Source organism: Streptomyces coelicoflavus (assembly GCF_003112555.1).
In the GTDB taxonomy this organism is placed as follows: domain Bacteria; phylum Actinomycetota; class Actinomycetes; order Streptomycetales; family Streptomycetaceae; genus Streptomyces; species Streptomyces coelicoflavus.
Genome location: NZ_BEWB01000014.1, coordinates 56,343 through 79,131 on the forward strand (window position 1 = coordinate 56,343; position 22,789 = coordinate 79,131).

Here is a 22,789-nt window from a genome sequence, read left to right on the forward strand (position 1 = left end):
GTACGAGAGGACCCCCGATGCGCCGCAGCACGGCCGACCACGGCGACCACCGGCCGCACCCACCGCTCGCGGGACGGGGCGCGCGATGACGCGGACGGTGCCCGGCCGCACCGACCACGTCGTGGTCGTCGGGGCCGGTCTCGCCGGGCTGGCCGCCACCCTGCACCTGCTGGGCGCGGGCCGCCGGGTGACGGTCGTGGAACGCGACCCGCTGCCCGGCGGCCGGGCCGGACGCCGCGCACTCGGCGGCTACCACCTCGACACCGGCCCGACCGTGCTGACCATGCCCGACCTCGCCGACGAGGCCTTCGCGGCCGTCGGCGAACGGCTGCGCGACCGCGTCGAACTCCTGCCCCTGCACCCCGCCTACCGGGCCTGCTTCGCCGACGGCACCACCCTCGACGTCCACACCGACGCCGACGCGATGGCCGCCGAGGTCGAACGGTTCGCCGGGGCCCGGGAGGCGGCCGGGTACCGGCGGCTGCGCGACTGGCTCGGGCGGCTGTACGCGGTGCAGATGCGCCGGTTCATCGACGCCAACTTCGACTCGCCGCTCGGCCTGCTCACCCCCGACCTGGCCCGGCTCGCCGCCCTCGGCGGATTCGGACGGCTGGACGCCCGTATCGGACGGTTCCTGACCGACGAGCGGCTCCAGCGGATCTTCTCCTTCCAGGCCCTGTACGCCGGAGTCGCACCCTCCCGGGCGCTGGCCGCCTACGCCGTCATCGCCTACATGGACACCGTCGCCGGCGTGTACTTCCCGCGCGGCGGCCTGCACGCCCTGCCCCGCGCCATGGCCGCGGCCGCCGCCGACGCCGGGGCCGACCTGCGCCTCGGACGGAACGTCACCCGCCTGGAACGGTCCGGCACCCGGGTCACCGCGGTCGTCACCGACCACGAGCGCATCCCGTGCGACGCCGTCGTCCTCACCCCCGACCTGCCCGTCGCCCGCCGGCTCCTCGGCCGCCGCCCGCGCCGCCCCGTCGCCCTGCGGCACGCGCCCTCGGCCGTGGTCCTGCACGCCGGCACCACCCGCACGTGGCCGCACCTCGCCCACCACACGCTCTCCTTCGGCGCCGCGTGGCGGCGGACCTTCGACGAACTCACCAGGACCGGCACCCTCATGACCGACCCGTCCCTGCTGATCACCCGGCCCACCGCCCACGACCCCTCCCTCGCCCCCGAGGGCCGCCACCTCCACTACGTCCTCGCGCCCTGCCCCAACACCGACATCGGCCCCGGCGCCCACGCCTGGAGCGACCTCGCCCCCCGCTACCGCGACCGGCTGCTCGCCACCCTGGAACGCCGGGGACTGACCGGCATCGCCGCTGCCGTGGAGGAGGAGTGCCTGGTGACCCCCGCCGACTGGACCGCGCAGGGGCACGCCGCGGGCACCCCGTTCTCCGTCGCCCACACCTTCGCCCAGACCGGGCCCTTCCGGCCCCGCAACCTGGTGCGCGGCACCGACAACGCGGTCCTCGCCGGCTGCGGGACCACCCCGGGCGTCGGCGTGCCGACCGTGCTGGTCTCCGGGAAACTGGCCGCCGCCCGGATCACCGGCACACCGGCCCGCGCCGGGTCGGCGAGGGGAGGGCTGCGATGACCGCCCGCGAACTCGACGCCGCCGGCATCACCGACCCGGAACTGCGGGCCGCTTACACCCGGTGCCGGCTCCTCAACGCCCGCCACGGACGCACCTACTTCCTGGCCACCCGCCTCCTGCCCACCGACCGCAGGCCCGCCGTGCACGCCCTGTACGGGTTCGCGCGCCGGGCGGACGACATCGTCGACGACACGGGGGCCGACGCCACCCCCGCCGAGCGCGCCGCCGCCCTCACCCGCCTCGACCGGCTGCTGCGACGGGCACTCACCGGCGGACGGCCGAGCACCGAACCCGTGGTGCTCGCGCTGGCCGACACCGCCGCCCGGTACGCCATCGAACCGGCGCACTTCACCGACTTCATGGCCTCGATGCGCGCCGACCTCACGGTCACCGACTACGCCACCTACGCCGACCTGCGCACCTACATGCACGGTTCGGCCGCCGTCATCGGCCTCCAGATGCTCCCCGTGCTCGGCACCGTGACCGCCCGCGCCCTGGCCGCCCCGCACGCCGCCGCGCTGGGCGTCGCCTTCCAGCTGACCAACTTCCTGCGGGACGTCGGCGAGGACCTGGACCGCGGCCGGGTCTACCTCCCCGCCGACCTGCTCGCCGCGCACGGCGTCCACCGGGACCTGCTGCTCTGGAGCAGGGCCACCGGCCGCCACGACCGGCGCGTCACCGCCGCGCTGCGGGCCGCCGACGACCTCACTCGGGGTGTCTACCGCGAGGCGGAGCCCGGACTCGCCATGCTCGACCCCGTCGCGCGGCCCTGCATCCGCACCGCGTTCCTGCTCTACCGGAACATCCTCGACACCATCGCGGACGGCGGGTACGCGGTACTGCACCGGCGCGCGGTGGTGCCCCGCCGGCGGCGCGCGGCCGTCGCGGCCGACGGGCTCGTACGCGTCCTCGCCGCCCGGCTGCGCGCACGCCGCACCGCCGTGCCGGCACCGGTGCCGTGCGACGTGGACGTGAAGGAGCCCCGATGAGTACCCAACCCCGCCCCCGTCGAGGACGCCTGCCCCTGCGGCTGCGGTGCCGCGCGATCCCTTGGGAGCGGCAGCGGCCGACGTGGCGCGAGGCCCGCCCCGCCCTCGTCGCCGCCGCACTCGAGCGCGCCGGGGCCCGTCCCTCGGGCAACTGGTACGTCCTCGGCGCGAGCACCGACGTACGTCCCGCGCGCCCGCTGTCCGGCACCGTCGAGGGCGTCGAGGTCGTCGTCTGGCGGGACGCGCGCGGGCGGCTGGTGGGCGGCCCGGGCGCCTGCCCCCACCTCGGTGCCCCGCTGGCCGACAGCCCCGTGCGGTGCGGCACGCTCGTGTGCCACTGGCACGGACTCGCCCTGGACGGCGCCCCGTTCGCCGGATGGGAACCCCTGCCGGTCCACGACGACGGCGTACTGGTGTGGGCACGGCTGGATGCGGTGGGGGAGGAGCCACCCACCCCGGAGCCCCTCGTGCCCGGCCGGCCGCCCCGGCCGACGGCCCTGACGTCGGTGTGGCGCGGCGTGGGGACCTGCGAGCCCGAGGACGTGGTCGCCAACCGGCTCGACCCGTGGCACGGAGCCTGGTTCCACCCGTACTCCTTCGTGGACCTCACCGTCGTCGAGGCGCCCGGGGAGAGCGCGCACCCCGACGGGGACGGCGACCGTTTCCTCGTGGACGTGTCCTTCCGGCTGACCGGCCGTCTGGTCGTCCCCGTACGGGCCGAGTTCACCGCGCCCGGGCCCCGCACCGTCGTCATGCGCATCACCGAGGGCGAGGGCACCGGCTCCGTCGTGGAGAGCCACGCCACGCCGCTCGGCCCGGACCCCAACGGCCGGCCGCGCACCGCGGTGGTCGAGGCGGTGCTCGCCACCTCGGACCGGCCCGGCTTCCCCCTCGCCCGGCGCCTGGCACCGGCCCTGCGGCCGCTGATGCGGGCCGCCGCGGGCCGCCTGTGGCGCGACGACCTCGCCTACGCCGAACGCCGCGCACACCTGCGCGCCCGCGGCCAGTTCCCCGGCTGAACGGAGCGGCACCGCATGCAGACCTTCCTTCCCCACCCGGACTTCCGGGACTCCGCGCTGGCCCTGGACCGGCGCCGCCTCGGCAAACAGCGCGTGGAGGCGCTCCAGGTGCTGCGCGGACTCACCGTCCCCGGCTACGGCTGGCGCAGGCACCCCGCCGTGCGGATGTGGACGGGCTACGAGGAGGCGCTCGTCCGCTACGGTCTCGACGTCTGCCGGGTCTGGCGCGAGCAGGGCCACCAGGACAGCTGCGCGGCCTCGCTCGTCGCCGGGCTCGCCGAGAGCCGCCCCGGTGAACCGGTGCGCGACCAGCCGGCACTGGCAGCCGCCGGGGAACTGCCGCCCTGGCTCGGCGACGAGGCCTTCCACCGCAGCCACCGCTCGGCCCTGGTGCGCAAGGAGCCGGAGGTGTACGCCGAACTGTTCCCGGGAGTCCCGGACGACCTGCCCTATGTGTGGCCGGCTTCGGACCGGGAGCGCGGGGAGCGGTGACGCCCGGGACGGTCAGGTCTGCTGCCTGCCCGCGAGGTCCTTCATGTCGACCGTCTCGTCGGCCGGGGGCTGCTCGGGGTTCACCTTCTCGCCGTACTCGCTGAACGTGACGCTGCCGGGGTTCTTGCCGCCCTCGGTCGTGGTCTTCAGGATGTACGGCTCGCCCTCCGTCGCGACGTAGAGGGTGAGCTTCTCGCCGCCGGAGGCGTCCTTGGTCAGCTGCAGGGCCTGCTCGCCGTCCACGTCCGTCGTCGAGCCGCGCTTCATGCCCCGGCGCTCGGACTCGTCCTCGTCCATGGCGGCGACGAGCCCCTGCTTGTCGCAGACCCCGGCGGTCGTGGCGTCGTTCGCCGGCATCTTCACCCACTTGTCCTGGAGCTTGGGCGCCATCTTCTGTGCCGCGTCGGGCTGCTGCTTCAGGGCGTTCTCCCAGTACTGCTCGTCGCCCCGCAGGTAGAGGGTCGCCTCGGTGTGCCGCACGTCCGCCTCGGTCCCGCCGGCGCCGACGGTGCCCTGGCAGTTCTTCTCCTGGTCGACCGAGACGTCGATGGTGACGGTGCTGCCGTCCTCCAACCGGGTGTCGCCCTTCACGTGCATGGACTTCGCCTGCCGGGTCGCCTCGACGGCCTTCGCGGCGATGTCGTCGGCGCTCTGCCCCTCGAACGGCTTGTCCTCGTCAGCCGAATCGCCGCCACAGCCGGCCAGGAGGGCGACGGAGACGCTCGCGGTCGCCACGGCGGTTGCCACTTTTCCCGTACGCACTGGCAGTTCCTTCCCATGTCTGTTCATTACCGTCAAATCCCTTGCTGTCCCGATGTGTTGGCATCGGGACCTTCCGACTACCCCGGATCCCCGTGGCATGCACACGAGGGAGAAGCGGTGACGGTCGTGTGAGCGGCCCTCGTCCCGATTGGTCCCCGACAGCGCACCCGAAGTGGACCCCGTGGCGGGCCGCCGGGCTCCCTAGCGTCGTGGCCATGAACGCCACCACCACACGCGGGGCCCTGCTCGCCGCGCTCGCTTGTCTCCTCGTCGGAGGATCCTTCACCGCCAACAGCCTGCTCGGCGACTACCCGTACGCGGGCGGCCAGTTCCTGCGCTACGGCCTGGCCTTCCTGCTGCTCCTGCCGCTCGCCGGTCCCGGCGCGACGACCCGGCTGCGGGCGCTCGGCGCCGGCCGGTGGGTGCGCCTCGCGCTGCTCGCGGCCGTGGGCATGGTCGGCTTCAACCTCGCCGTCCTCGCCGCGGAACGTACGGCCGAGCCCGCGGTGCCCGGAGTCTTCGTGGGCTGCGCGCCCGTGGTCGTCGCCGTCGTCGTTCCCCTCCTGGAGGGGCGCAGACCGCAACGGGTCGTCCTGTACGGGGCGTTGTTCGTGGCCCTCGGGGCCTTCACGGTCCAGGGCTGGGGCCGTACCGACGGCGCGGGTCTCGCCTTCTCGGTGTGCGCGCTGGTGGGCGAGGTCGGGTTCGCCGTGCTGGCCGTGCCCGTACTGCGGCCGCTCGGCCCGCGGCTGCTGTCCACCGTGGTGTGCGGTGTCGCGGCGGCCGAGTCGGCCCTGGTGGGCGTCCTGGCCGACGGCGGCGGGTGGCTGCGCCGGCCGGACGCGGTGGAGACGGGCGCGCTGCTGTGGCAGGCGGTGGTGGTCACCGTCGTCGGGTTCGTGTGCTGGTACATGGGCATGCAGCGGATCGGGGCCGAGCGCGCCACCCTGTTCTCCGGGCTGATCCCGGTCGCCGCCGCCTGCACGGCCCCCCTCGTCGGTACGGGTTCCTACGGCGCGGCCCAGGCCGTGGGCAGCGCCCTGGTCTTCGCCGGGGTCGCCGTGGGGTCGGGCGCACTGCCCGCCGGGCGCCGGCGACGGCCCGCGGCGGGGCGTCAGAGGGCCTCCGAGCGGTCCCTGGAGAAGCTGTAGAGGTCCTTCGAGGTCGTGATCAGCTCACGCTGTTCCTGCCGGGAGCCCACCATGGGCTGCGAGCCGTGCAGCGGCACCTGGGCGCTCTCGGGCAGGAACCTCACGGTCACCAGGCCGATGGCGCCCGCGACCATCAGGTAGTAGGCGGGCATCAGCTCGTCGCCGGTGATGCTCACCAGGGCCTCGGCGACCAGCGGCGTGGTGCCGCCGAAGGCCGCGACGGCGAAGTTGAAGCCGATGGCCATCGCGGCGTAGCGCACGGCGGTCGGGAACAGCGCGGGCAGGGTGGCCGCGCTGGGCGCGGCGAAGCAGGCCAGCAGGGTGGACAGCAGCAGCACCCCCAGGACCGGCGCCCAGATGCCGTCCGCCTTCAGCAGCAGGAACGCCGGGATCGCGAGGACGATCATCGACGCGGCGCCGACGGCGTACAGCGGGCGGCGGCCGACGTGGTCGCTGAGCCGTCCGAGGAAGGTGATCAGCAGCACGATCCACACCATGCCGATCAGCACCAGCACGTCCGCGAAGCCGCTGGAGCGGTCCAGGGTCTCCGTCTGGTAGGTCGGCAGATAGCCGGTGACCATGTAGTTGGTGACGTTGTAGAGCAGCACCAGGCCCATGCAGACGAGCAGCGGGCGCCAGTGCTCGCGCACGATCGTCCTGAACTCGCTGCCCGCCGACTCCTGGGCCAGGCCCTTCTCGTGCTCGTCGAGCTGCTGCTGGAAGGCGGGGGACTCCTCCAGCTTGAGCCGCATGTACAGGCCGATGATGCCGAGCGGCCCGGCGATCAGGAACGGCAGCCGCCAGCCCCAGTGCAGCATCTGGGCGTCGGTCAGCGCCAGGTTCAGGACGGTGACCAGCGCCGAGCCCAGCGCGTAGCCGACGAAGGTGCCGAAGTCGAGCCAGCTGGAGAGGAAGCCGCGCCGCCGGTCGGGTGAGTACTCGGCGACGAAGGTGGTGGCGCCGCCGTACTCGCCGCCGGTGGAGAAGCCCTGGACCATCCGGGCGAACAGCAGCAGGACCGGGGCGGCGATGCCGATGCCGGCGTAGCTGGGGATGAGGCCGATGGAGAAGGTGCCGAGGGCCATCATGATCATGGTGGTGGCGAGTACCTTCTGCCGCCCGATGCGGTCCCCGAGCGGGCCGAAGAACAGGCCGCCGAGCGGGCGTACGACGAAGGCCGCGGCGAAGGTGGCGAAGGAGGAGATGACCTGGGCGGCGGGTGAGGCGCCGGGGAAGAACACCTTGCCGATGGTGGCGGCCAGATAGCTGTAGACGCCGAAGTCGAACCACTCCATGCAGTTGCCGAGCGCCGAGGCCCCGACCGCGCGCTTGAGCAGGGGCTTCTCGACGACCTGGACGTCCTCCTCGCGAAACCCCCGCTTGGTGCGGCTCAGCCGGCGGGTCAGTTCCTCGCGCACCTGCCGCGGCAGGCGCGCGACCGTACCCGGCATCTTCGCCCCGCTCCGGGGTCCGGACCCGCCGTCGGACTTCGCGTCGTCCACGCCGCTGCCTTCCTGTCGTTCCGCCACGGTTCGCCTGAGCGAATTCTGTGCCGCAGGTCGGGAGGGGCGCATGCCGGAGCCGCTGCCCGGGGCGGCGCGGATGCCCCGGGCAGCGGCGGTGCGGTACGGCTCAGGGCTGTACCGGCATGCTCCAGCAGTTGGAGCCGGCCGGCTCGCCGGACAGCCGGTCGGTGAGCCAGGAGACGGCGTTGCCCTGATCGGCGAGCAGCGGGCCGAAGTGGTTGAGCAGTCCGCTGCCCACGCCCGGCAGCAGCACGGGGACGTAGGTGACCTTGCCGCCCTTGTCGCACCAGTCGACGGCCAGCCGGCGGGCCTGACCGTGGGGGACCAGGTCGTCGCTGACGCCCGTCGCCACGCGGACGGGGCTGCCGGGCTTCAGCGCGCCGATGCGCTGCTCGGCGAGGAAGTCCTGGAGCGCCGGCTCGGCCCGGATGATGTCGCTGAGGGACTGCCCGGTCTTCGTCCAGTCCGTGCTGCTCTCGCCGCCGTAGCCGAAGAGCGCGTCACCCACGCACATGGTCGACAGGTCCTTCAGCGCCTCCTCGCCCGCCGCGTTGATGTACCGGTCGGCGATGGGCCGCAGGGCGGGTTCGGTCTGAAGGAAGCCGTTGAGCGACCAGCCCAGCGCGCCCGCCAGGTCGCCGCCGTCGATCGCCTTCGTCACCTCCGTCAGGTCGGCGGGCGGAGCCCCGGCGTAGGTGCCGGACAGCTCGACGTCCGGGGCGTAGGAGGGCTGGAGCTCGGCCGCGGCCGCCGTGGCACCGCCGCCCTGGCTGTACCCGAACAGGCCGACCCGGGAGTCGGAGGTGACGGACGACGAGTCGAGGGAGCGCGCGGCGCGTACGGCGTCCAGCACGGCGTGCGCCCCGTCGACGCGGTTGACGTAGGTGTGCAGCCGGTCGGTGGTGCCCAGGCCGACGTAGTCGGTGACGACGACGGCGACGCCGCGCAGCAGCAGCCGGTAGACCGACAGGTCCTCGTAACCGACGGAGACCGTCTGCCCGTTGAGCCGCAGCGGGTGCTCCAGGGCCATCGAGGCGGCGCACTGGTCGCCCTGCCCCATGGTGCCGGGCGCGACGGCGACCAGGGGGCGCGGCCCCTCGCCGCGCCACTTCGCGGCCGGTTCGACGTAGGCGCCGGTGACGGCGACCGCCTCGCCGTTCGCGTCGGTGGACTTGTACATCAGCCGGGTCGCCCGGCCGGGAAGCGGGCCGTCGATCCCGGGCAGGCTCAGCGCCAGGGGGAGCGGCTCGCTGCGGATCACCGTGCCGTCGGCGCGCGGGAGTTCGGACGGCGGGGTGTAGAAGGCGGGTATCTCGACGCCGCGCGACGTCGTGGGGGCCGGGTCGGTAGCCGCGCCGTCGGCCGCGACCGCCGGGACGGCCTGCGCGCCGAGGGCGAGCGCGGCGGCGATCGCCGCTACGAGCATGTGGGGACGTGGGGGCATGGCGAACCTCCTGGGGAAAGGCCGGATCCGGTCGTCCGCGGTCCCGTGGGGCCAGGGCCGTGGTCGCGCTGCTCCTGTGGGGTTACGGGACCGTAACCGGACAGGGGTTACCAGGGGTAGCACCTGACTCATTACGGTTCAGTAACTTGACGCCACGTCTAACAAGAGCCCGGCCGGGCGCCCCCAGGACCCGCGGTCCGCTCCGTGCGGAACGCGCGGACCCGGGAGCGGGCCGGCCGCACCGGGATCCGGTGCCGGGCCACCCGTTCCCGGGCGTCGAGGTCGTCCCGGGGTCGCCTAGCGACGGCTCCGTACCAGCAGATACAGGAAGTACGGCGTTCCGATCACCGCCGTCATGAGCCCCGCGCCGAGCTGGGCCGGGGCGATCACCGTGCGGCCGAGGAGGTCGGCGGCGCCCACGAGGATCGCGCCGAGGAGGAGCGCGACCGGCACGACCCGTACGTGGCGCCGGCCCACGAGGGCGCGTGCCGCGTGCGGAGCCACCAGCCCGACGAACCCGATGGTGCCCGCGCAGGCCACCGCGGTCGCGCTGAGGACGACGCTCAGCACCAGGAAGCCGAGGCGGCCCCGGGCCAGCCGCAGGCCGAGCAGCCGCGGGGTGTCCTCGTCCAGCGAGATCAGGTCCAGTTCGGTGCGCCGGGCGACCGCGACACCGATGCCGACGAGCAGCGCCAGCGCGACCGGTACGACGTCGGGCATGGTCCGTCCGTAGGTCGAACCCGACAGCCAGGTCAGCGCCTTGGTGGCGTTGAACGGGTCGGTGAGCACGATCAGCAGACTGATCAGCGCCGCCGTTCCGGAGGCCACGCCGATGCCGACGAGCACCAGCCGGTTCTGCCGGAAACCGCCCCGGGCGGCGAGCCCGAAGACGAGGACGGCGGTGACGGCGGACCCCGCGAACGCGGCCCCCGCCACGCCCCACGTCCCGGCGGCCGGGACCGTGGTCACCAGGATCACCGCACCCAGCGCACCGCCACCGGTCACGCCGAGGACGTTCGGTTCGGCGAGCGGGTTGCGGGTGACGGCCTGCACGAGCGTGCCGGCCAGCGCGAGCGCCGCGCCCGCGCCCAGCGCGGCGAGCACCCGCGGCACCCGCGTGTCCAGGACGAAGGAGACGGCGCGCCCGGCCCGTCCCTGGGCCCAGTTGGCGACGTCACCGAGCAGCAGCTTGGTGTCGCCCACCAGCACGGCGGCGATCACGAGGCCGACCAGGACCACGACGAGGACCGCGACCGTGGCCAGGAACACTCCCCGCCCGGGAGTGCGCAGCCGGTCCGGCGCCCCGGCCCCGGCGGTGTCCCGCACCCGCAGTGCCATGGCGACCAGGAACACGGCGCCGACCAGGCTGGTGACCACACCCGTGGGCACGGACACCGCGCGGTCGTCCGCGATCAGGGCCCGCAGCAGCACGTCCGAACCGAGCACCAGGGCCGCGCCGGTGAGCGCCGCCGCGGGCATCGCCGTACGGGAGCGGCTGAAGCCGCGGAACCGGCGGACGAGCGGACGCACCAGGGCGGGCGCGCACAGGCCGACGAAGCCGATCGGGCCGGCGAGCGTGACGGCGGCGGCGGACAGCAGTGCCGCCAGCACGACGACCGTGACCCGGGTGGCCCGCACCGGGACGCCGAGACCGCGCGCCACGTCGTCGCCGAGCGCCAGCGCGTCCACCCGGCGGGCCGTCAGCATCAGCCCGACCAGCCCCACCAGGGCGATCGGCAGCATCTGCACGACGCCGTCGAAGCCGTTCTGGGCGATGCTGCCCTGGTTCCACTCGTAGAGGCCCTTCGTCTGCTCAGGGAAGAGCAGCAGTAGGCCCTCGGTCATGGAGTTCAGGCCCAGCATCAGCGCGGTGCCCGCCAGCACCAGCCGGACGGTGCCCGTGCCGAGGCCGGACAGACCGAGCACGACGGCCGCCGCGGCGAGTCCGCCCACGAAGGCGACACCGGACGAGGCGAGCACCGGCAGCGAGACACCCGTGGCGGCGGCCAGCCCCAGCGCCAGGTAGGAACCGGCGTTCACCGCGAGGGTGTCGGGGGAGGCGAGCACGTTGCGGCTGACCGCCTGGAGCACGGCGCCGGCCATGCCCAGGACCGCGCCGATCAGGAGCCCCGCGGTCATGCGGGGCAGCCGGGAGGCGACGACGACGGACGCGTCGTCCGGATCGGCCCGCCCGGTCAGGGCCTTGAGGACCTCGGACGGACCGACGGCGGCGGTGCCCTGGGTGAGGTCGACGACGGCGAGGACGGCGACCAGCAGGACGATCCCGGCCGTCACCGCGGCCGCGCCCGACCGGGACGACGGGACCGTCGACGGACGGGCCTCGGTGGGCTCGGTGGCGGGTTCGGTTGCGGTGACGGCCATGACCCCGCTACTTCGTCAGGGCGCCGACGACGGCGTCGATGTACGCCTGCATCGACCCGGGACCGCCGAACATCCAGATGCCGTCGTCGAGCCGGTGCACGTCGCCGGCCTTCACGAACGGCAGGGACTTCCAGACCGAGTTCTTGGCCAGCTCACCGGTGAACGGGGTGGCGCTCGGGTCGTCGTCGTTGCCGATGTAGGCGAACTGGGTGTCCTTCGGCAGCTTGGTCAGACCCTCGACGTCGGTGGCGCCGAGACCGTAGGCCTCGTCGCCCTTGACCGTCCAGGCGTTCTTCAGACCGATGGCCTCGTTGACCTCACCGATGAGCGAGGTGGCCGTGTAGGGGCGGATCGAGACCTGGTTCGAGGCGACGTAGCCGTCGGCGAAGGCGAAGTCCTTGCCGGCCATCCCCGCGTCGGCCAGGGCCTTCTTGCCCTCGGCGACCTTCGCCTCGAAGTCCTCGCGCAGCGACTTCGCCCTGTCCGTGGTGCCGGTGGCCTTGGCGATGAGGTCGACGTTCTCCAGCATCTGGTCGATCTGACCGGTGCCGTCGGCGGAGGTCACCTCGATCACCGGGGCGACCTCGCGCAGCTGCTTCACGGCGGCCGGGGTGAGGTCCGTGGTGGCGACGATGAGGTCGGGGGCGAGGGAGGCGACGGTGTCCATGCTGGGCTCGCCGCGGGTGCCGATGTCCTTGGGCTCGTTCTTCAGCGGAACGGCGCTGTTCCAGGTCTTGTATCCCTTGACGTCCGCGACACCGACCGGGTCGACGCCGAGCGAGACGAGGCTCTCGACGACGTTCCACTCGGTGGCGACGACCTTGGTGGCCGGCCCGTCGAGCTTCACCTCGGTGCCCTTGCCGTCCTTGAGCGTGATCGCCTCGGAGGCCTTCTTCTCCGTCTTGTCGGCAGCGGGTTCGGTCGTGCCGCAGGCGGCGAGGGTCAGCGCCGCGGCGGTGGTGGCGGCCGCGGTGAGCAGGAGGCGTCTCATGAGGTGGTGCCGAGCCTTTCGGGGGTTCGTATGTGGTGGCGGCCGATCGGGCGGGTGCGCAGCCGGCCGGTCATGGGGTCGGTGTCGACGTCGATCCGGATGCCGTACACGGCGGTCAGGCGCTCCGGTGTCAGTACGTCCTCGGGCGGGCCGTCGGCGACGATCCGGCCCGCCTCGAGGAGGGTGATCCGGTCGGCGACGGCGGCCGCCTGGTCGAGGTCGTGCAGGACGACTCCGACGGCGATGCCGTGGTCGTCCGCCAGGTCGCGGACGAGGTCGAGCAGTTCGACCTGGTAGCGCAGGTCGAGGTAGGTCGTGGGTTCGTCCAGGAGCAGTACGCCGGTCTCCTGGGCGAGACAGCTCGCGAGCCACACCCGCTGCAACTGCCCGCCGGAGAGGTGGTCGGCCCCCCGGTCGGCGAGCTCGTCGACGCCGGTGAGCGCGAGCGCCCGGTCGACGGCGGCCGGGCCGTCCGGGTCGGGCCGCCCCCAGCGGCCACGGTACGGATAGCGGCCGAACTCGACGACGTCCCGCACGGTCAGCCCGCCCGGCGTCGGCCGTCCCTGCGTCAGCAGGGCGACGTGCCGCGAGAACTCACGGGACGTCAGCGCCAGCGCGTCGGTCGTGCCGTCGATGCCGATCGTGGCGGTGCGGGCCCGCTGGAGCCGGGCGACGGTCCGCAGCAGTGTCGACTTCCCACTGCCGTTGGGTCCCACCAGGACGGTCACTTCGCCGGGCCTGAGCCTGACCCCCGCGTCGTGCACGACGTCCACGCCGTCGTACGCGACGGTCACGCCCGTCGCCGACAACTCATGACCGCGCAGGCGCGGGGTACCGGCTGCGTCTTCAGCTGATCTCACGAAGTGAAGGTTAGCCTAACCTAAAAAGCGCTGGTAGAGACGGGGCTCACACAGGTTTCGCGGCGGCTGGTGCGAGTCTCGCTGCAGGGTGGCGCGGGATTGCTCAACTCGCTTGCGGGGAGCGGGGGTTCCACAGCCCTGCCCGGTTGAGGGACATCGGGCAGTGGAGGTAGATCTCGTCGATCTCCAGGACCAGCGCGAGGTCCGGGCGCCGTCCGTCCCGTGCCATCGCATCGAAGAACGGCGCGTCGGTGAGGATGCGGGCCCGGCCGTTGACGCGCAGCACGTCCTTGCCGCCGGGGATCAGGTAGAGCAGCCCGGCGTGCGGATTGCCGAGGATGTTGTGGAAGCTGTCCCCGCGCCGGTTGCCCGGCCGGTCGGGCAGCGCGAGGGTCCGGGAGTCGAGGACGTGGGTGAAGCCGGGAGTGTCTCCGCGTGGCGACACGTCGCAGTTGCCGCCCGTGTCGGAGGTCGCCAGGAGGCAGAAGGGGGAGCGGGCCAGGATGTCCCGGTCGTCGTCGGTGAGCCGGTCGTGCACCTTGTCGATGACGACCGGCCAGGGCTCGCCCAGCAGTTCGCGCAGTTGCGCGGCGGAGCCGAGTTCGACCCAGCCCTCTTCGCTCATGGCGCCGGGGGCGGTGTCGGCTTCCGGTGGTTGTTGCACACTAAACATGCTCTGATCTTAGGTACGCCTTACCTCACATCGGGCGCCGCCCTCGGAAACCCGGGAGAACCGCTCTCAGAAGGCGTACCGGATCCGCAGCCAGGGCGCGTGCGCGGCGACCAGCGCACGGAGCCGGGCGACCGCCTCTGCCTTGGCGCCCACGCGGTAGCGCACGTTCAGCGCGCCGTTCTCGGAGCGTTTGGTCTCCTGGACCTCCGGCCGCCACAGCACCTCCTCGGCCCGCGGATGCCAGCCCAGGTTGACCTCGTGCAGGTCCCGGTTGTGCGTCAGCATGATCACCTCGGCGGCGGCCTGCTCCTTGACCCGCTCCGGCAGGACGTCGTCGAGATGCCGCAGCAACTCCGCCCAGGCCGCCTCCCAGCCCGGCCGCACCACCACGGGGGAGAGGTTGAAGTGCACCTCGTAGCCCGCGTCCAGGAAGTCGGCGGCCGCGGTGATCCGCTCGGCGACGGGGGAGGTGCGCACGTCCAGCAGCCGGGAGTCCTCCGGCGGCATCAGGGAGAAGCGGATCCGGGTCCGGCCGCGCGGGTCCAGGGCCAGCAGGTCGGGGTTGACGAACTTGGTCGCGAAGGACGCCTTCGCCGTCGGCCACTGCCGGAAGGCGTGCACCAGGTCCGCGGTGTTGTCGCAGATCAGGGCGTCCACCGAGCAGTCGCCGTTCTCCCCGACGTCGTAGACCCACGCCTCGGGGTCGCACTGGTTCGGCTCGCTCTTGGGCCCCTGCCGGGCGATGTGCCGGCCGAGGTGGGCGATGATCCGGTCGACGTTGGTGAAGACCGTGACGGGATTGGCGTAGCCCTTGCGGCGCGGTACGTAGCAGTAGGCGCAGGCCATCGCGCAGCCGTTGGAGCCGCCCGGCGCGATCCAGTCCGCGGAGCGGCCGTTGGGGCGGGTGGTCAGCGTCTTGCGCTCGCCCAGGACGAGCGTCTCGCCCTTGACGCGCACCCAGCGCTCGACGTTGCCCTCGTTGCCGTGGAGGCCGGGGATGCCCCAGTGGGAGTCCACCTCGACGACGCGGGCGTCGGGGAACCGGGCGAGGACCTGCCGGCCCCGGGGGGAGGCGGCCGCCGTCGGCTCGGCGTAAATCTCCCGTACCGGCAGCAGCCGGCGGGCGGCGGCGGAGTCCCGGAAGAGCGGTCCGGCGGCGGGAGCGGCGGCCGGCGGACCGGCTGGCAGGGCGTCGAGACCGAACAGGGCGTCGGAGCCGTCGTCCGACGCGGGGGACGGGTCGTGCATGAGGGCTCCGGGACGAGGTGAGGGGTGACCGGGCGGCCCGGCCGCGGTCGGGTCCCTCCACTGTACGAAGCGCACGGCACCTTCCGTCGTGTCGCGCGGCCCTTCGGGGGCATACGCGAGACACGGCACCGCCCCGGTGCCGCCGATCCGAAGGGATGTGCACCGTGCTCGCCATCGTCGCGGCTGTTCTGTTCCTCCTCGCCTGGCTGATCAACGCGGCGGAGGTGTCGACCAACGACGTCTTCACCTCCACCAACGTCATGCTCGTCGGCCTCGCCCTGCTGGCCCTGCACGCAGCCGGGATCGGCGGCGGCCGGGCGACGCGCGGACGCCGCCGCTGAGGCCGCTCACCGACCGCACCCCGGTCGCCCGGTCACCCGGTCAGGGAATGCGCGCCACGCCCGCGTAGATGCCGCTCTCCTCCGGCGCGGGCCGCTCCAGGCCCTCGCCGGACCACTCGGTGGCCGTCACCAGGCCCGGCGGCACCAGGTCCAGGCCGTCGAAGAACCGGGCGACCTCCGCCCGGGTGCGGAAGCCGAGGCGGATGCCGCCCTTGGCGTACTGGGCGATCACCTGCTCCGCCAGCTCGGGGAAGAGGTCGATCGCGGCGTGCGACAGCACCAGGTGGCTCCCGGACGGCAGGGTCTCCACCAGCCCCCGGACGATGCCGTGGGCGTCCTGGTCGTCCGGGACGAAGTGCATCAGGGCGATCAGCGACAGCGCGATCGGCCGGTCGAAGTCGAGGATCCCGCGGGCGTGCCGCACGATCTCGTCCGGCTCGCGGACGTCGGCCTGGATGTAGTCCGTGGCCCCCTCCGGGCTGCTGACCAGCAGCGCCTCCGCGTGCCGCAGCACGATCGGGTCGTTGTCCGCGTAGACGACCCTGGCCCTCGGCACCGTCCGCTGGACGATCTGGTGCAGGTTGGGCTCGGTCGGGATGCCCGTGCCGATGTCCAGGAACTGGTCGATGCCCCGCCCGGCGAGGTGCGCCACCGCGCGGTTCATGAAGGCGCGGTTCTGCCGCGCCGCGTCCCGGGCCTCCGGCGGCAGCGTCTCGCCCACCGCCTCGTCGACCGGGTAGTTGTCCTTGCCGCCCAGCAGCCAGTCGTAGACACGCGCGGGGTGGGCCCGGCCGGTGTCGATGTGGGGAGGCTGGGTGTGGTCCGTCGTCATGGCAGGCTCCGTGGTCCGGGAGGTGACGCTGCGCCGCAGTTTTCGATCATCGTACTGCCGTGTCGCCGTGTCATGTGCCGGGCGGACGCCGGAAGTTGCCGTTCGCCCACGGCTCACCGGCCGTCCCGGCCCAGCGTGCGCGGCGGACGGTGGGTCCACGCGCGGTCGGCGTCGGTGATCTCGCGCAGCACCCGGGCCGGGGTGCCGGCGACGACCGTCATCGGCGGCACGTGGGCCGTCACCACGCTGCCCGCGCCGACCACCGAACCCCGGCCCACGGTCACCCCGGGCATGATCAGCGCACCGGCCCCGATCCACACGTCGTCCTCGATGCGCACCGGCGCGGAGAACTGCGTGCCGTCCCTGCGCAGCTCCGGGTGGACGGGATGGCCGGTCGTGCTGACCGTCACGTGCGGGGCGAACATCACCCGGTTCCCGACGAGGACCTCGACGTCGTCGACGAGGGTGAGGCCGAAGTTGGCGTACACGTCGTCGCCCAGGTGGGTCCGGCTGCCGTAGGCCACGTGCAGCGGCGGCTCGATCCACACGCCCGTGCCCAGGGCGCCGAGCAGCTCCTCCAGGACCGCCCGGCGGCCCTCCTCGTCCCGGGCGGCGGTCCGGTTGTAGGCGTCGGCCAGCTCCTTGCCGCGCAGCCGCTCCTCCGTCAGGCCCTCCAGCCCCGGCGCGCCGTCCGAGTAGAGCTCCCGGGCCGCCATCCTGCGGCGGACCTCGCGCTCACGGGGGTCGGTGGTCATACGGTCTCCTCGTTCCGTGCCGATGGACCGCGGCCCCGTCCGCGCCCGCGTGTGGCCGCGCGGACGGGGCCGCCGTCAGGGGGAGGTCAGCCGACGGACACGTCCGTCAGCGTCCAGCGCTGGTTGGCGCCGGAGTTGGGCGGCCAGGTCGTGACGGCCGCGCCCGCGTGGGTCGCCTGGCCCCCCACTTCGAGCAGGCGCCCGGTGGCCGCGTTGACCAGGGTCCAGGTGCCGTCGCCGGTGCTCGACGCGATCCACTCGGCGGCCAGGTCGCGCCCGCCCGTGTCGGGCTCCGCCACCGGGACGTCGTCCCGTACGGCCAGTCGTGTTCCGTCCCCGGGCCGGGTGAAGACGTAGCGGTCGCGGACGCCGCCGTCCCGGCGCACCGCGCTCAGCCGCCACTGCTCGGCGCTCGCGTCGGCGCCGGTGCCGAGGACCAGGTTCGTGCCGTCCCCGGCCACGGTGACGGCCTTGCCGCTCTGCACGCCGGTCAGCGTGTAGGTGTGGCCCTTGCGCAGCTCGGCGGCGTCCTTCGCGACACCCGAGACCCCTTCGATCGAGAAGGAGGTGACGGACTGTGCGGGCACGGTGAAGGTGGCCGTGCGGTCGCTCACCCGGATCGGCGCCTGCCGCTCCAGCTTGCCGTCGGCGCTGGTCACGACCGGGGTGACGGTGGCCCGGCGGCTCACGTCACGGAACTTCGACAGGTCGATGGTGACCGTGCGGGCCTCGGCGGTGCGGTTGACGTGGACGAGCGAGGCGCCCTTGCCGTCGCGGGTGACGGCGGCGGCGCTGGAGGTGTCGTCCGTCTTGATCAGCCGGTCGCCGGGCTTGATGAAGTGGGTGAAGTTGCGGGCGGTGTCGAACTTGGTGTTGGTCCGGATCGGGCAGGTCTCCAGGGTGTCCCCGGCGGTGCAGTCGAAGGGGAGCTGGATGCTGCCCCAGTTGCCGCCCTTCGCGGACTCGCCGCCCGGCTTCATGTTGTCGTAGTCCTCGACGGGCTGCCAGAACACCCAGGCGCGGGGCTCCAGTTCACGCAGGTCGTCGACGATCTGCTGGGCGAGGCCGAGGCCCGGCCGCATGTCCTCGAAGTCCTGGCCGTCGCCCCAGTCGCCGCCCACCTCGCTCATCCACAACGGTTTGTCCGCGGCCTTGGCGAGGTCCCGCACGGTGGTGCGCTGCCCGGTTCCGTAGGTGTGGACGTTCATCTGTCCGACCAGGGCGCGGTCGGCCTCGGAGTAGGCGCTCCAGTTCTTCGCGAAGGTCCCCGGGTTGGTCTCGTCCATCGCCGAGACGTCCGCCTCGACTTTCGCCCTCCTCAGCGCCGGGGCGAGGGCCCGGAGCACCTCGCGCTGCAGCCCGGGACCCATGTGGGCCCCTTCCTGCCGGCCGCCGACGGGTTCGCCGTCCGCGCCGAGCTGCGTACCCCAGTACGGGGTGTTGGGTTCGTTGAACGGGTCGACCGTGTCGACCTTGATGCCCTCGGCCTTCTCCAGCCGCCTGGTCGCGCCCGCGAGATAGGCGGCGAAGTCGTCGACCGACCCGGGCTTGAGCTGATCGGCGGAGGAGTCGAAGCCGCCGGAGACGTAGCCGCTGACGGTCATGAACCAGGGCGGGGAGTTGCTGAACGTCTCCCAGTGGTCGATGTCGTCCTTGATGCGCTCGACCCACCAGCGCTGGGTGGCGTCGGCGTCCTCGTTCCAGTCGGCCGGGTCGTCGGCGTTCCACTAGTTGGTGTTTTCGCGCGTGGTGCCCGCGGGCGCCTGCCACCAGCCCTCGACCGCCCCGCCGGCCCGCAGGTAGTCCTCGACGTCCGGCGCGTTGCCGCCGCCGATGTTGTACCGGGCGATGTTCAGGCCCAGCCCGTCGTCGCCGAACAGCAGCCGGGCCAGCTTCTCGCGGATCTCGGGCGGGTAGTCCCCGGTGGCGTTGGCGAACCAGACCAGGCTGGTGCCCCAGCCCTCGAACTCCTCCTGCTGGTACGACGGGTCCGGCCGCACCGTGACGGAGGCGGCGGCCGCGGCCGGTGCGGCCTGGGCGGGAACGCCGAGCAGGGCGGCCCCGGTGGCCAGGGAGGTGAGAACAGCGGCCCCGAGGAGGCGTCTGCTGCGGGTACGGCGTGCCATCGTGTGCTCCCAACGGAAAGGTGTGGTCGCTGCGGTGGTGGCCCCCTCCGCCCGGTCCGGGGCAGGAGGGGACGGCCCCGGAGCGGGCGCGTGCCGCTCCGGGGAGTCGTGGGCGTGGGATCAGCCGGCGGGCGTGCGCAGGACCGCGACCCCCCGGCCCGCCAGGACGACGGTGCCCTCGTCTCCGGCGGCGCCCACCAGGACCTCCCCGGTGAGCCCGGGGACGGTCACGGTCTCGTCGGTCCGGTTGACCAGGAACAGGAAGCGTCCGCCGGGGCCGCGGCGCACGGTGGCCTCGACCCGCCCCCGTGCCTCGGCGGTCAGTTCGCTCGTCACCCCGGCCGGCTCGAGCAGCCTCGGCAGCAGCGCGGCGAGCCCGTCGGCGCCGAGCCCGGTGGAGACGTAGGCGGCCGAACCGCCGCCCGTGCCACGCCGGGTGACCGCGGGGCGGCCCGCCTGGGCACCGGTGCGGTAGCGGACGAGGACCTCGGTCTCGGGGGCGGTGACGGTGACGTGGTCGGTCCACAGGCCGCCCGTGGCGCCGTCGTCCAGTTCCACTCGCTGCCCGGCGGGCAGCGGGCCGAACTCCTCGACGCGGATGCCGAGCAGGTCCCGCAGGGCGCCCGGGTAACCGCCCAGCCAGACATGGTCGTTCTCGTCCACGATGCCGGAGAAGTACGTGGTGACCAGGTGCCCGCCCTGCTCGGCGTAGCGCGTGAGGTCCTTGGCCAGCCCGGCCGGGACCAGGTGCAGCACCGGCGCGATCAGCACCCGGTGGCGGCTCAGGTCGGCGCCGGTGGTGACGACGTCGGCACGGATGCCCAGGGAGAGCAGCGCGGAGTACCAGTCGAGCGCCTCCTGGTGGTAGTCGAGCAGCGAGGTGGGGTGCGAGTCCTGCTCACTGGCCCACCGCGACTCCCAGTCGAAGAGGATGCCGACCTCGGCGGGCTCCCGCTCGCTCCCGGCGACCGGCGCGAGCGCCTTCAGCGTGTCACCGAGCGCGGTGACCGCACGGAACAGGTCGCTGTCCGCACCGGCGTGCGGGACCATCGCCGAGTGGTACTTCTCGGCGCCGGCCGCCGACTGGCGCCACTGGAAGAAGCACACCGCGTCGGCGCCGTGCGCCACGTGGGTCAGCGAGTCCCGGGCCATGTCGCCCGGCTGCTTGGCCAGGTTCACGGGCTGCCAGTTGACGGCGCTGGTGGAGTGCTCCATCAGGAACCAGGGGCGGCCGCCCGCGATGCCGCTGGTGAGGTTCGCCGAGAACGACAGCTCGTCGCGGGCCTGCGGGTGCGGGACGACGTAGTGGTCGTTGGCGACGAAGTCCACCTCGCCGGCCCAGTCCGCGTAGTTCATGCCCTTGGTGCCGGGCATCACCATGAAGTTGGTGGTGACGGGCACGCCGGGGGTCAGCTCCCGCAGGAGGTCCCGCTCGGCGCGCAGGTGGTCCTTGAGCGCGTCCGAGGAGAACCGCTTGAAGTCCAGCTGCTGGGTCGGGTTCGGGTGCGAGGCCGCCAGCCGGGGCGGCAGGATCTCCTCCCAGTCTCCGTAGCGCTGCGACCAGAACGCCGTGCCCCAGGCGTGGTTGAGGGCGTCCGTCGTGCCGTACCGCGCGCGCAGCCAGTCCCGGAAGGCACGGGCCGCGTCGTCCGAGTAGTCGTACACGTTGTGGCAGCCCAGCTCGTTGTTGACGTGCCAGGCGACCAGGGCAGGGTGCTCCGCGTAGCGTGTCGCCAGCTTCCGCACCAGGCGCAGGGCGTGCTCGCGGAAGACGGGCGAGGTCGGGCGCCAGTGCTGGCGCGCTCCCGGCGACAGCGTCTCGCCCCGTTCGGTGACCGGCAGGATCTCCGGGTGCGCCCTCGTCAGCCAGGGCGGCGGGGAGGCGGTGGCGGTCGCCAGGTCGACGCCGACGGCGTGCTCGTGCAGCAGGTCCATCACCTCGTCGAGCCAGGCGAAGTCCCAGGTGTCGGGGCCGGGTTGGATGCGGGCCCAGGAGAAGATGCCGAGCGACACGATGTTCACGCCGGCCTCGCGCATCAGCCGTACGTCCTCCTCCCACACCTCCCGGGGCCACTGCTCGGGGTTGTAGTCGGCGCCGTAGGCGAGACGGGGGGCGGGGGCACCGTCCGCCCCGCGGTGGCTGCGGGAGTGGAGGGTGGAGATCATGGCGGTCCTTCCGGTGTGGGGGTGTGCGCTACTTCTCGACGGTGAAGCCCTGCTCCTCGCCGTACTCGACCGAGGCCTCCTGCCAGGACTGGAAGCCCTCGGCGAGCGTGGTGCCGGAGACGTAGGCCTTGCCGACGGTGTCGTTGAAGACCGAGTTCGCGTACACCTGGTAGGGGAGGTAGGACCAGTCGTCGGGGACGTTCGCGGCCGACTCGGCGAAGATCTTGTTGGCCTTCTGGCCGCCGAAGTACGGGAACGCGGTGTCCTGGAACTTCGTGGACTGAAGATCCGCGGTGGTCGCCGGGAAGGCGCCGTTCTCCAGCCGGGTCTGCACGCCGTCCCCGGCGTTCGCGTACTCGACGAAGGCGTACGCCAGTGCCTCGTTCTTGCCGAGCTCCGGGAGCGCGAGCGCGCTGCCGCCGTTCTCGGCGCTGACCTTGCCGCCCGCGGTCCACTGCGGCATCGGGGCGACGCGCCAGTCGCCGGAGGCCGCCTTCGCGCCGGACTCCAGGTTGGCGGGCATCCAGGCGCCGGTCGCCAGCGTCGCGATGCTGCCGTCGCCGAGGCCCTTGTACCACTCGTCGGTCCAGGCGGGGACGGTGGCGAGCAGCTTCTCGTCGATGAGCTTCTGCCAGGTGTCCGTGAAGGTCTTGGCGCCCTGGTCGGAGAAGTCGATCTTCACCTTGGTGCCGTTCACCGTGTAGGGGCGCGAACCGGCCTGCCACAGCATGCTGGTGGCGAACCCGGCGTCGCCGTTGTCGGCGGTGATGTAGGCCTTCGGGTCGGCCTTGTGCAGGTCGCGGGCGGCGTCCAGGTACTCGGCCCAGGTGGTGGGCACCTCGATGCCGTACTTGTCGAAGACCTTCTTGTTGTAGAACAGCGCCATCGGACCGGAGTCCATCGGCAGCGCGTAGATGCCGTCCGACCCGGCCTTCACCCCGTTCCACGGACCGGGGGAGAACTTCGCGGAGAGCTTGTCGGCGCCGAAGGACTTGAGGTCGGCGAGCTGCTCGGTCAGGGCGAACTGGCCCATCGCGTAGTACTCGACCTGGGCGACGTCCGGGACGCCCTTCTTCGCCGAGATCGCGTTCTGCAGCGCCGTGTACTGGTCCTTGTTGGTCCCGGCGTTGACGAGGTTCACCTTGACGCCCGGGTGTGCCTTCTCGAAGTCGGTGGCGACCTGCTTGAGCGTGGGCTCCCAGGCCCAGACCGTTATGGTGCCGCCCTCCTTCAGGGCCGCCTGGACGTCCGCCTCGGAGACGGCCTTCCCGCTCGAGCCCCCGTCGTCGGAGCCGCCGCAGGCGGTCGCTCCCAGGGCGAGGGCGCAGACGAGGGCCGTGCCGCGCAGGAGGCGGCGCGCGTGCTGGGGCAGGTGTGTGGGCATGGGTGTGCTTCCACTTCTTCGTGGCCGGAACCGGCACCGGTCGAG

Annotated in this window: 18 protein-coding genes and 1 pseudogene; 6 read left to right on the forward strand and 13 right to left on the reverse strand. The window is 73.2% G+C overall.

Features of this window, described 5'->3' with window-relative positions; all coding sequences use genetic code 11:
- The first annotated feature begins 85 nt into the window (after positions 1-85).
- From crtI to Sco07f_RS30875, 4 genes are read left to right on the forward strand one after another with little or no spacing between them, the layout of a single operon-like run.
- Positions 86-1,603, forward strand: coding sequence for a phytoene desaturase family protein (gene crtI / locus Sco07f_RS30860; RefSeq protein WP_108989749.1), 1,518 nt, complete (start codon positions 86-88; stop codon positions 1,601-1,603).
- Positions 1,600-2,592 (forward strand): phytoene/squalene synthase family protein, encoded by a 993-nt coding sequence (locus Sco07f_RS30865; RefSeq protein ID WP_108989750.1) that lies wholly within the window; start codon positions 1,600-1,602, stop codon positions 2,590-2,592. The genes crtI and Sco07f_RS30865 overlap by 4 nt, the downstream gene beginning before the upstream one ends.
- Positions 2,589-3,611 (forward strand): Rieske (2Fe-2S) protein, encoded by a 1,023-nt coding sequence (locus tag Sco07f_RS30870; RefSeq protein ID WP_108989751.1) that lies wholly within the window; start codon positions 2,589-2,591, stop codon positions 3,609-3,611. The genes Sco07f_RS30865 and Sco07f_RS30870 overlap by 4 nt, the downstream gene beginning before the upstream one ends.
- A gap of 15 nt (positions 3,612-3,626) precedes the next feature.
- On the forward strand, positions 3,627-4,103 hold the full coding sequence (locus Sco07f_RS30875; protein WP_054101480.1) for an MSMEG_6728 family protein: 477 nt from the start codon (positions 3,627-3,629) through the stop codon (positions 4,101-4,103).
- 12 nt (positions 4,104-4,115) lie between these two features.
- On the opposite strand, the gene Sco07f_RS30880 is transcribed toward Sco07f_RS30875, so the two are convergent.
- Entirely contained in the window at positions 4,116-4,865 is a 750-nt protein-coding gene (locus Sco07f_RS30880; protein WP_087792421.1) for a hypothetical protein, read from the reverse strand.
- Positions 4,866-5,080: 215 nt separating this feature from the next.
- Here Sco07f_RS30880 and Sco07f_RS30885 point away from each other — a divergent pair, with 215 nt between their 5' ends.
- A complete protein-coding gene (locus tag Sco07f_RS30885) occupies positions 5,081-6,016 on the forward strand; it encodes an EamA family transporter (protein ID WP_007446513.1) in 936 nt (311 codons plus the stop codon).
- Here Sco07f_RS30885 and Sco07f_RS30890 read toward each other — a convergent pair.
- From Sco07f_RS30890 to Sco07f_RS30925, 7 genes are all read right to left on the reverse strand, one after another.
- Positions 5,980-7,467 carry an MFS transporter gene (locus Sco07f_RS30890; RefSeq protein ID WP_108989875.1) on the reverse strand — a complete coding sequence of 496 codons (1,488 nt, stop codon included), beginning with the start codon at positions 7,465-7,467 and terminating at the stop codon, positions 5,980-5,982. The genes Sco07f_RS30885 and Sco07f_RS30890 overlap by 37 nt on opposite strands.
- Positions 7,468-7,648: 181 nt before the next feature.
- A complete protein-coding gene (locus tag Sco07f_RS30895) occupies positions 7,649-8,986 on the reverse strand; it encodes a lipase family protein (RefSeq protein WP_007446556.1) in 1,338 nt (445 codons plus the stop codon).
- Between the two features lie 297 nt (positions 8,987-9,283).
- Positions 9,284-11,368 (reverse strand): siderophore ABC transporter permease CdtC, encoded by a 2,085-nt coding sequence (gene cdtC / locus Sco07f_RS30905; protein ID WP_007446555.1) that lies wholly within the window; start codon positions 11,366-11,368, stop codon positions 9,284-9,286.
- A 7-nt stretch (positions 11,369-11,375) separates the two neighbouring features.
- The gene (gene cdtB / locus Sco07f_RS30910; protein WP_007446554.1) at positions 11,376-12,359 is read right to left on the reverse strand and encodes a siderophore ABC transporter substrate-binding protein CdtB; all 984 of its coding nucleotides are present in this window, start codon (positions 12,357-12,359) and stop codon (positions 11,376-11,378) included.
- Positions 12,356-13,219, reverse strand: coding sequence for a siderophore ABC transporter ATP-binding protein CdtA (cdtA, locus tag Sco07f_RS30915; RefSeq protein WP_042825635.1), 864 nt, complete (start codon positions 13,217-13,219; stop codon positions 12,356-12,358). The genes cdtB and cdtA overlap by 4 nt, the downstream gene beginning before the upstream one ends.
- Positions 13,220-13,322: 103 nt before the next feature.
- Positions 13,323-13,892, reverse strand: coding sequence for an MSMEG_1061 family FMN-dependent PPOX-type flavoprotein (locus Sco07f_RS30920; protein ID WP_042825634.1), 570 nt, complete (start codon positions 13,890-13,892; stop codon positions 13,323-13,325).
- Between the two features lie 66 nt (positions 13,893-13,958).
- Positions 13,959-15,140, reverse strand: coding sequence for a spore photoproduct lyase family protein (locus Sco07f_RS30925; protein ID WP_108989752.1), 1,182 nt, complete (start codon positions 15,138-15,140; stop codon positions 13,959-13,961).
- Positions 15,141-15,295: 155 nt separating this feature from the next.
- Between Sco07f_RS30925 and Sco07f_RS30930 the strand changes: the two genes are divergently transcribed.
- Entirely contained in the window at positions 15,296-15,481 is a 186-nt protein-coding gene (locus Sco07f_RS30930; RefSeq protein WP_007446511.1) for a hypothetical protein, read from the forward strand.
- Between the two features lie 40 nt (positions 15,482-15,521).
- On the opposite strand, the gene Sco07f_RS30935 is transcribed toward Sco07f_RS30930, so the two are convergent.
- The 5 genes and pseudogenes from Sco07f_RS30935 to Sco07f_RS30955 all read right to left on the reverse strand — a co-directional run bounded on the left by Sco07f_RS30935 (position 15,522) and on the right by Sco07f_RS30955 (position 22,744).
- Positions 15,522-16,313 (reverse strand): SAM-dependent methyltransferase, encoded by a 792-nt coding sequence (locus tag Sco07f_RS30935; RefSeq protein WP_007446546.1) that lies wholly within the window; start codon positions 16,311-16,313, stop codon positions 15,522-15,524.
- 113 nt (positions 16,314-16,426) lie between these two features.
- Positions 16,427-17,068, reverse strand: coding sequence for a sugar O-acetyltransferase (locus Sco07f_RS30940; protein WP_007446545.1), 642 nt, complete (start codon positions 17,066-17,068; stop codon positions 16,427-16,429).
- A gap of 86 nt (positions 17,069-17,154) precedes the next feature.
- Positions 17,155-19,194, reverse strand: a pseudogene (locus Sco07f_RS30945) (RICIN domain-containing protein).
- A 120-nt stretch (positions 19,195-19,314) separates the two neighbouring features.
- Positions 19,315-21,360, reverse strand: a complete 2,046-nt coding sequence (locus Sco07f_RS30950; RefSeq protein WP_108989753.1) for a beta-galactosidase — start codon at positions 21,358-21,360, stop codon at positions 19,315-19,317.
- A gap of 28 nt (positions 21,361-21,388) precedes the next feature.
- Complete coding sequence (locus tag Sco07f_RS30955; protein WP_108989754.1) at positions 21,389-22,744, reverse strand: ABC transporter substrate-binding protein; 1,356 nt, start codon at positions 22,742-22,744, stop codon at positions 21,389-21,391.
- Positions 22,745-22,789 lie beyond the last annotated feature (45 nt).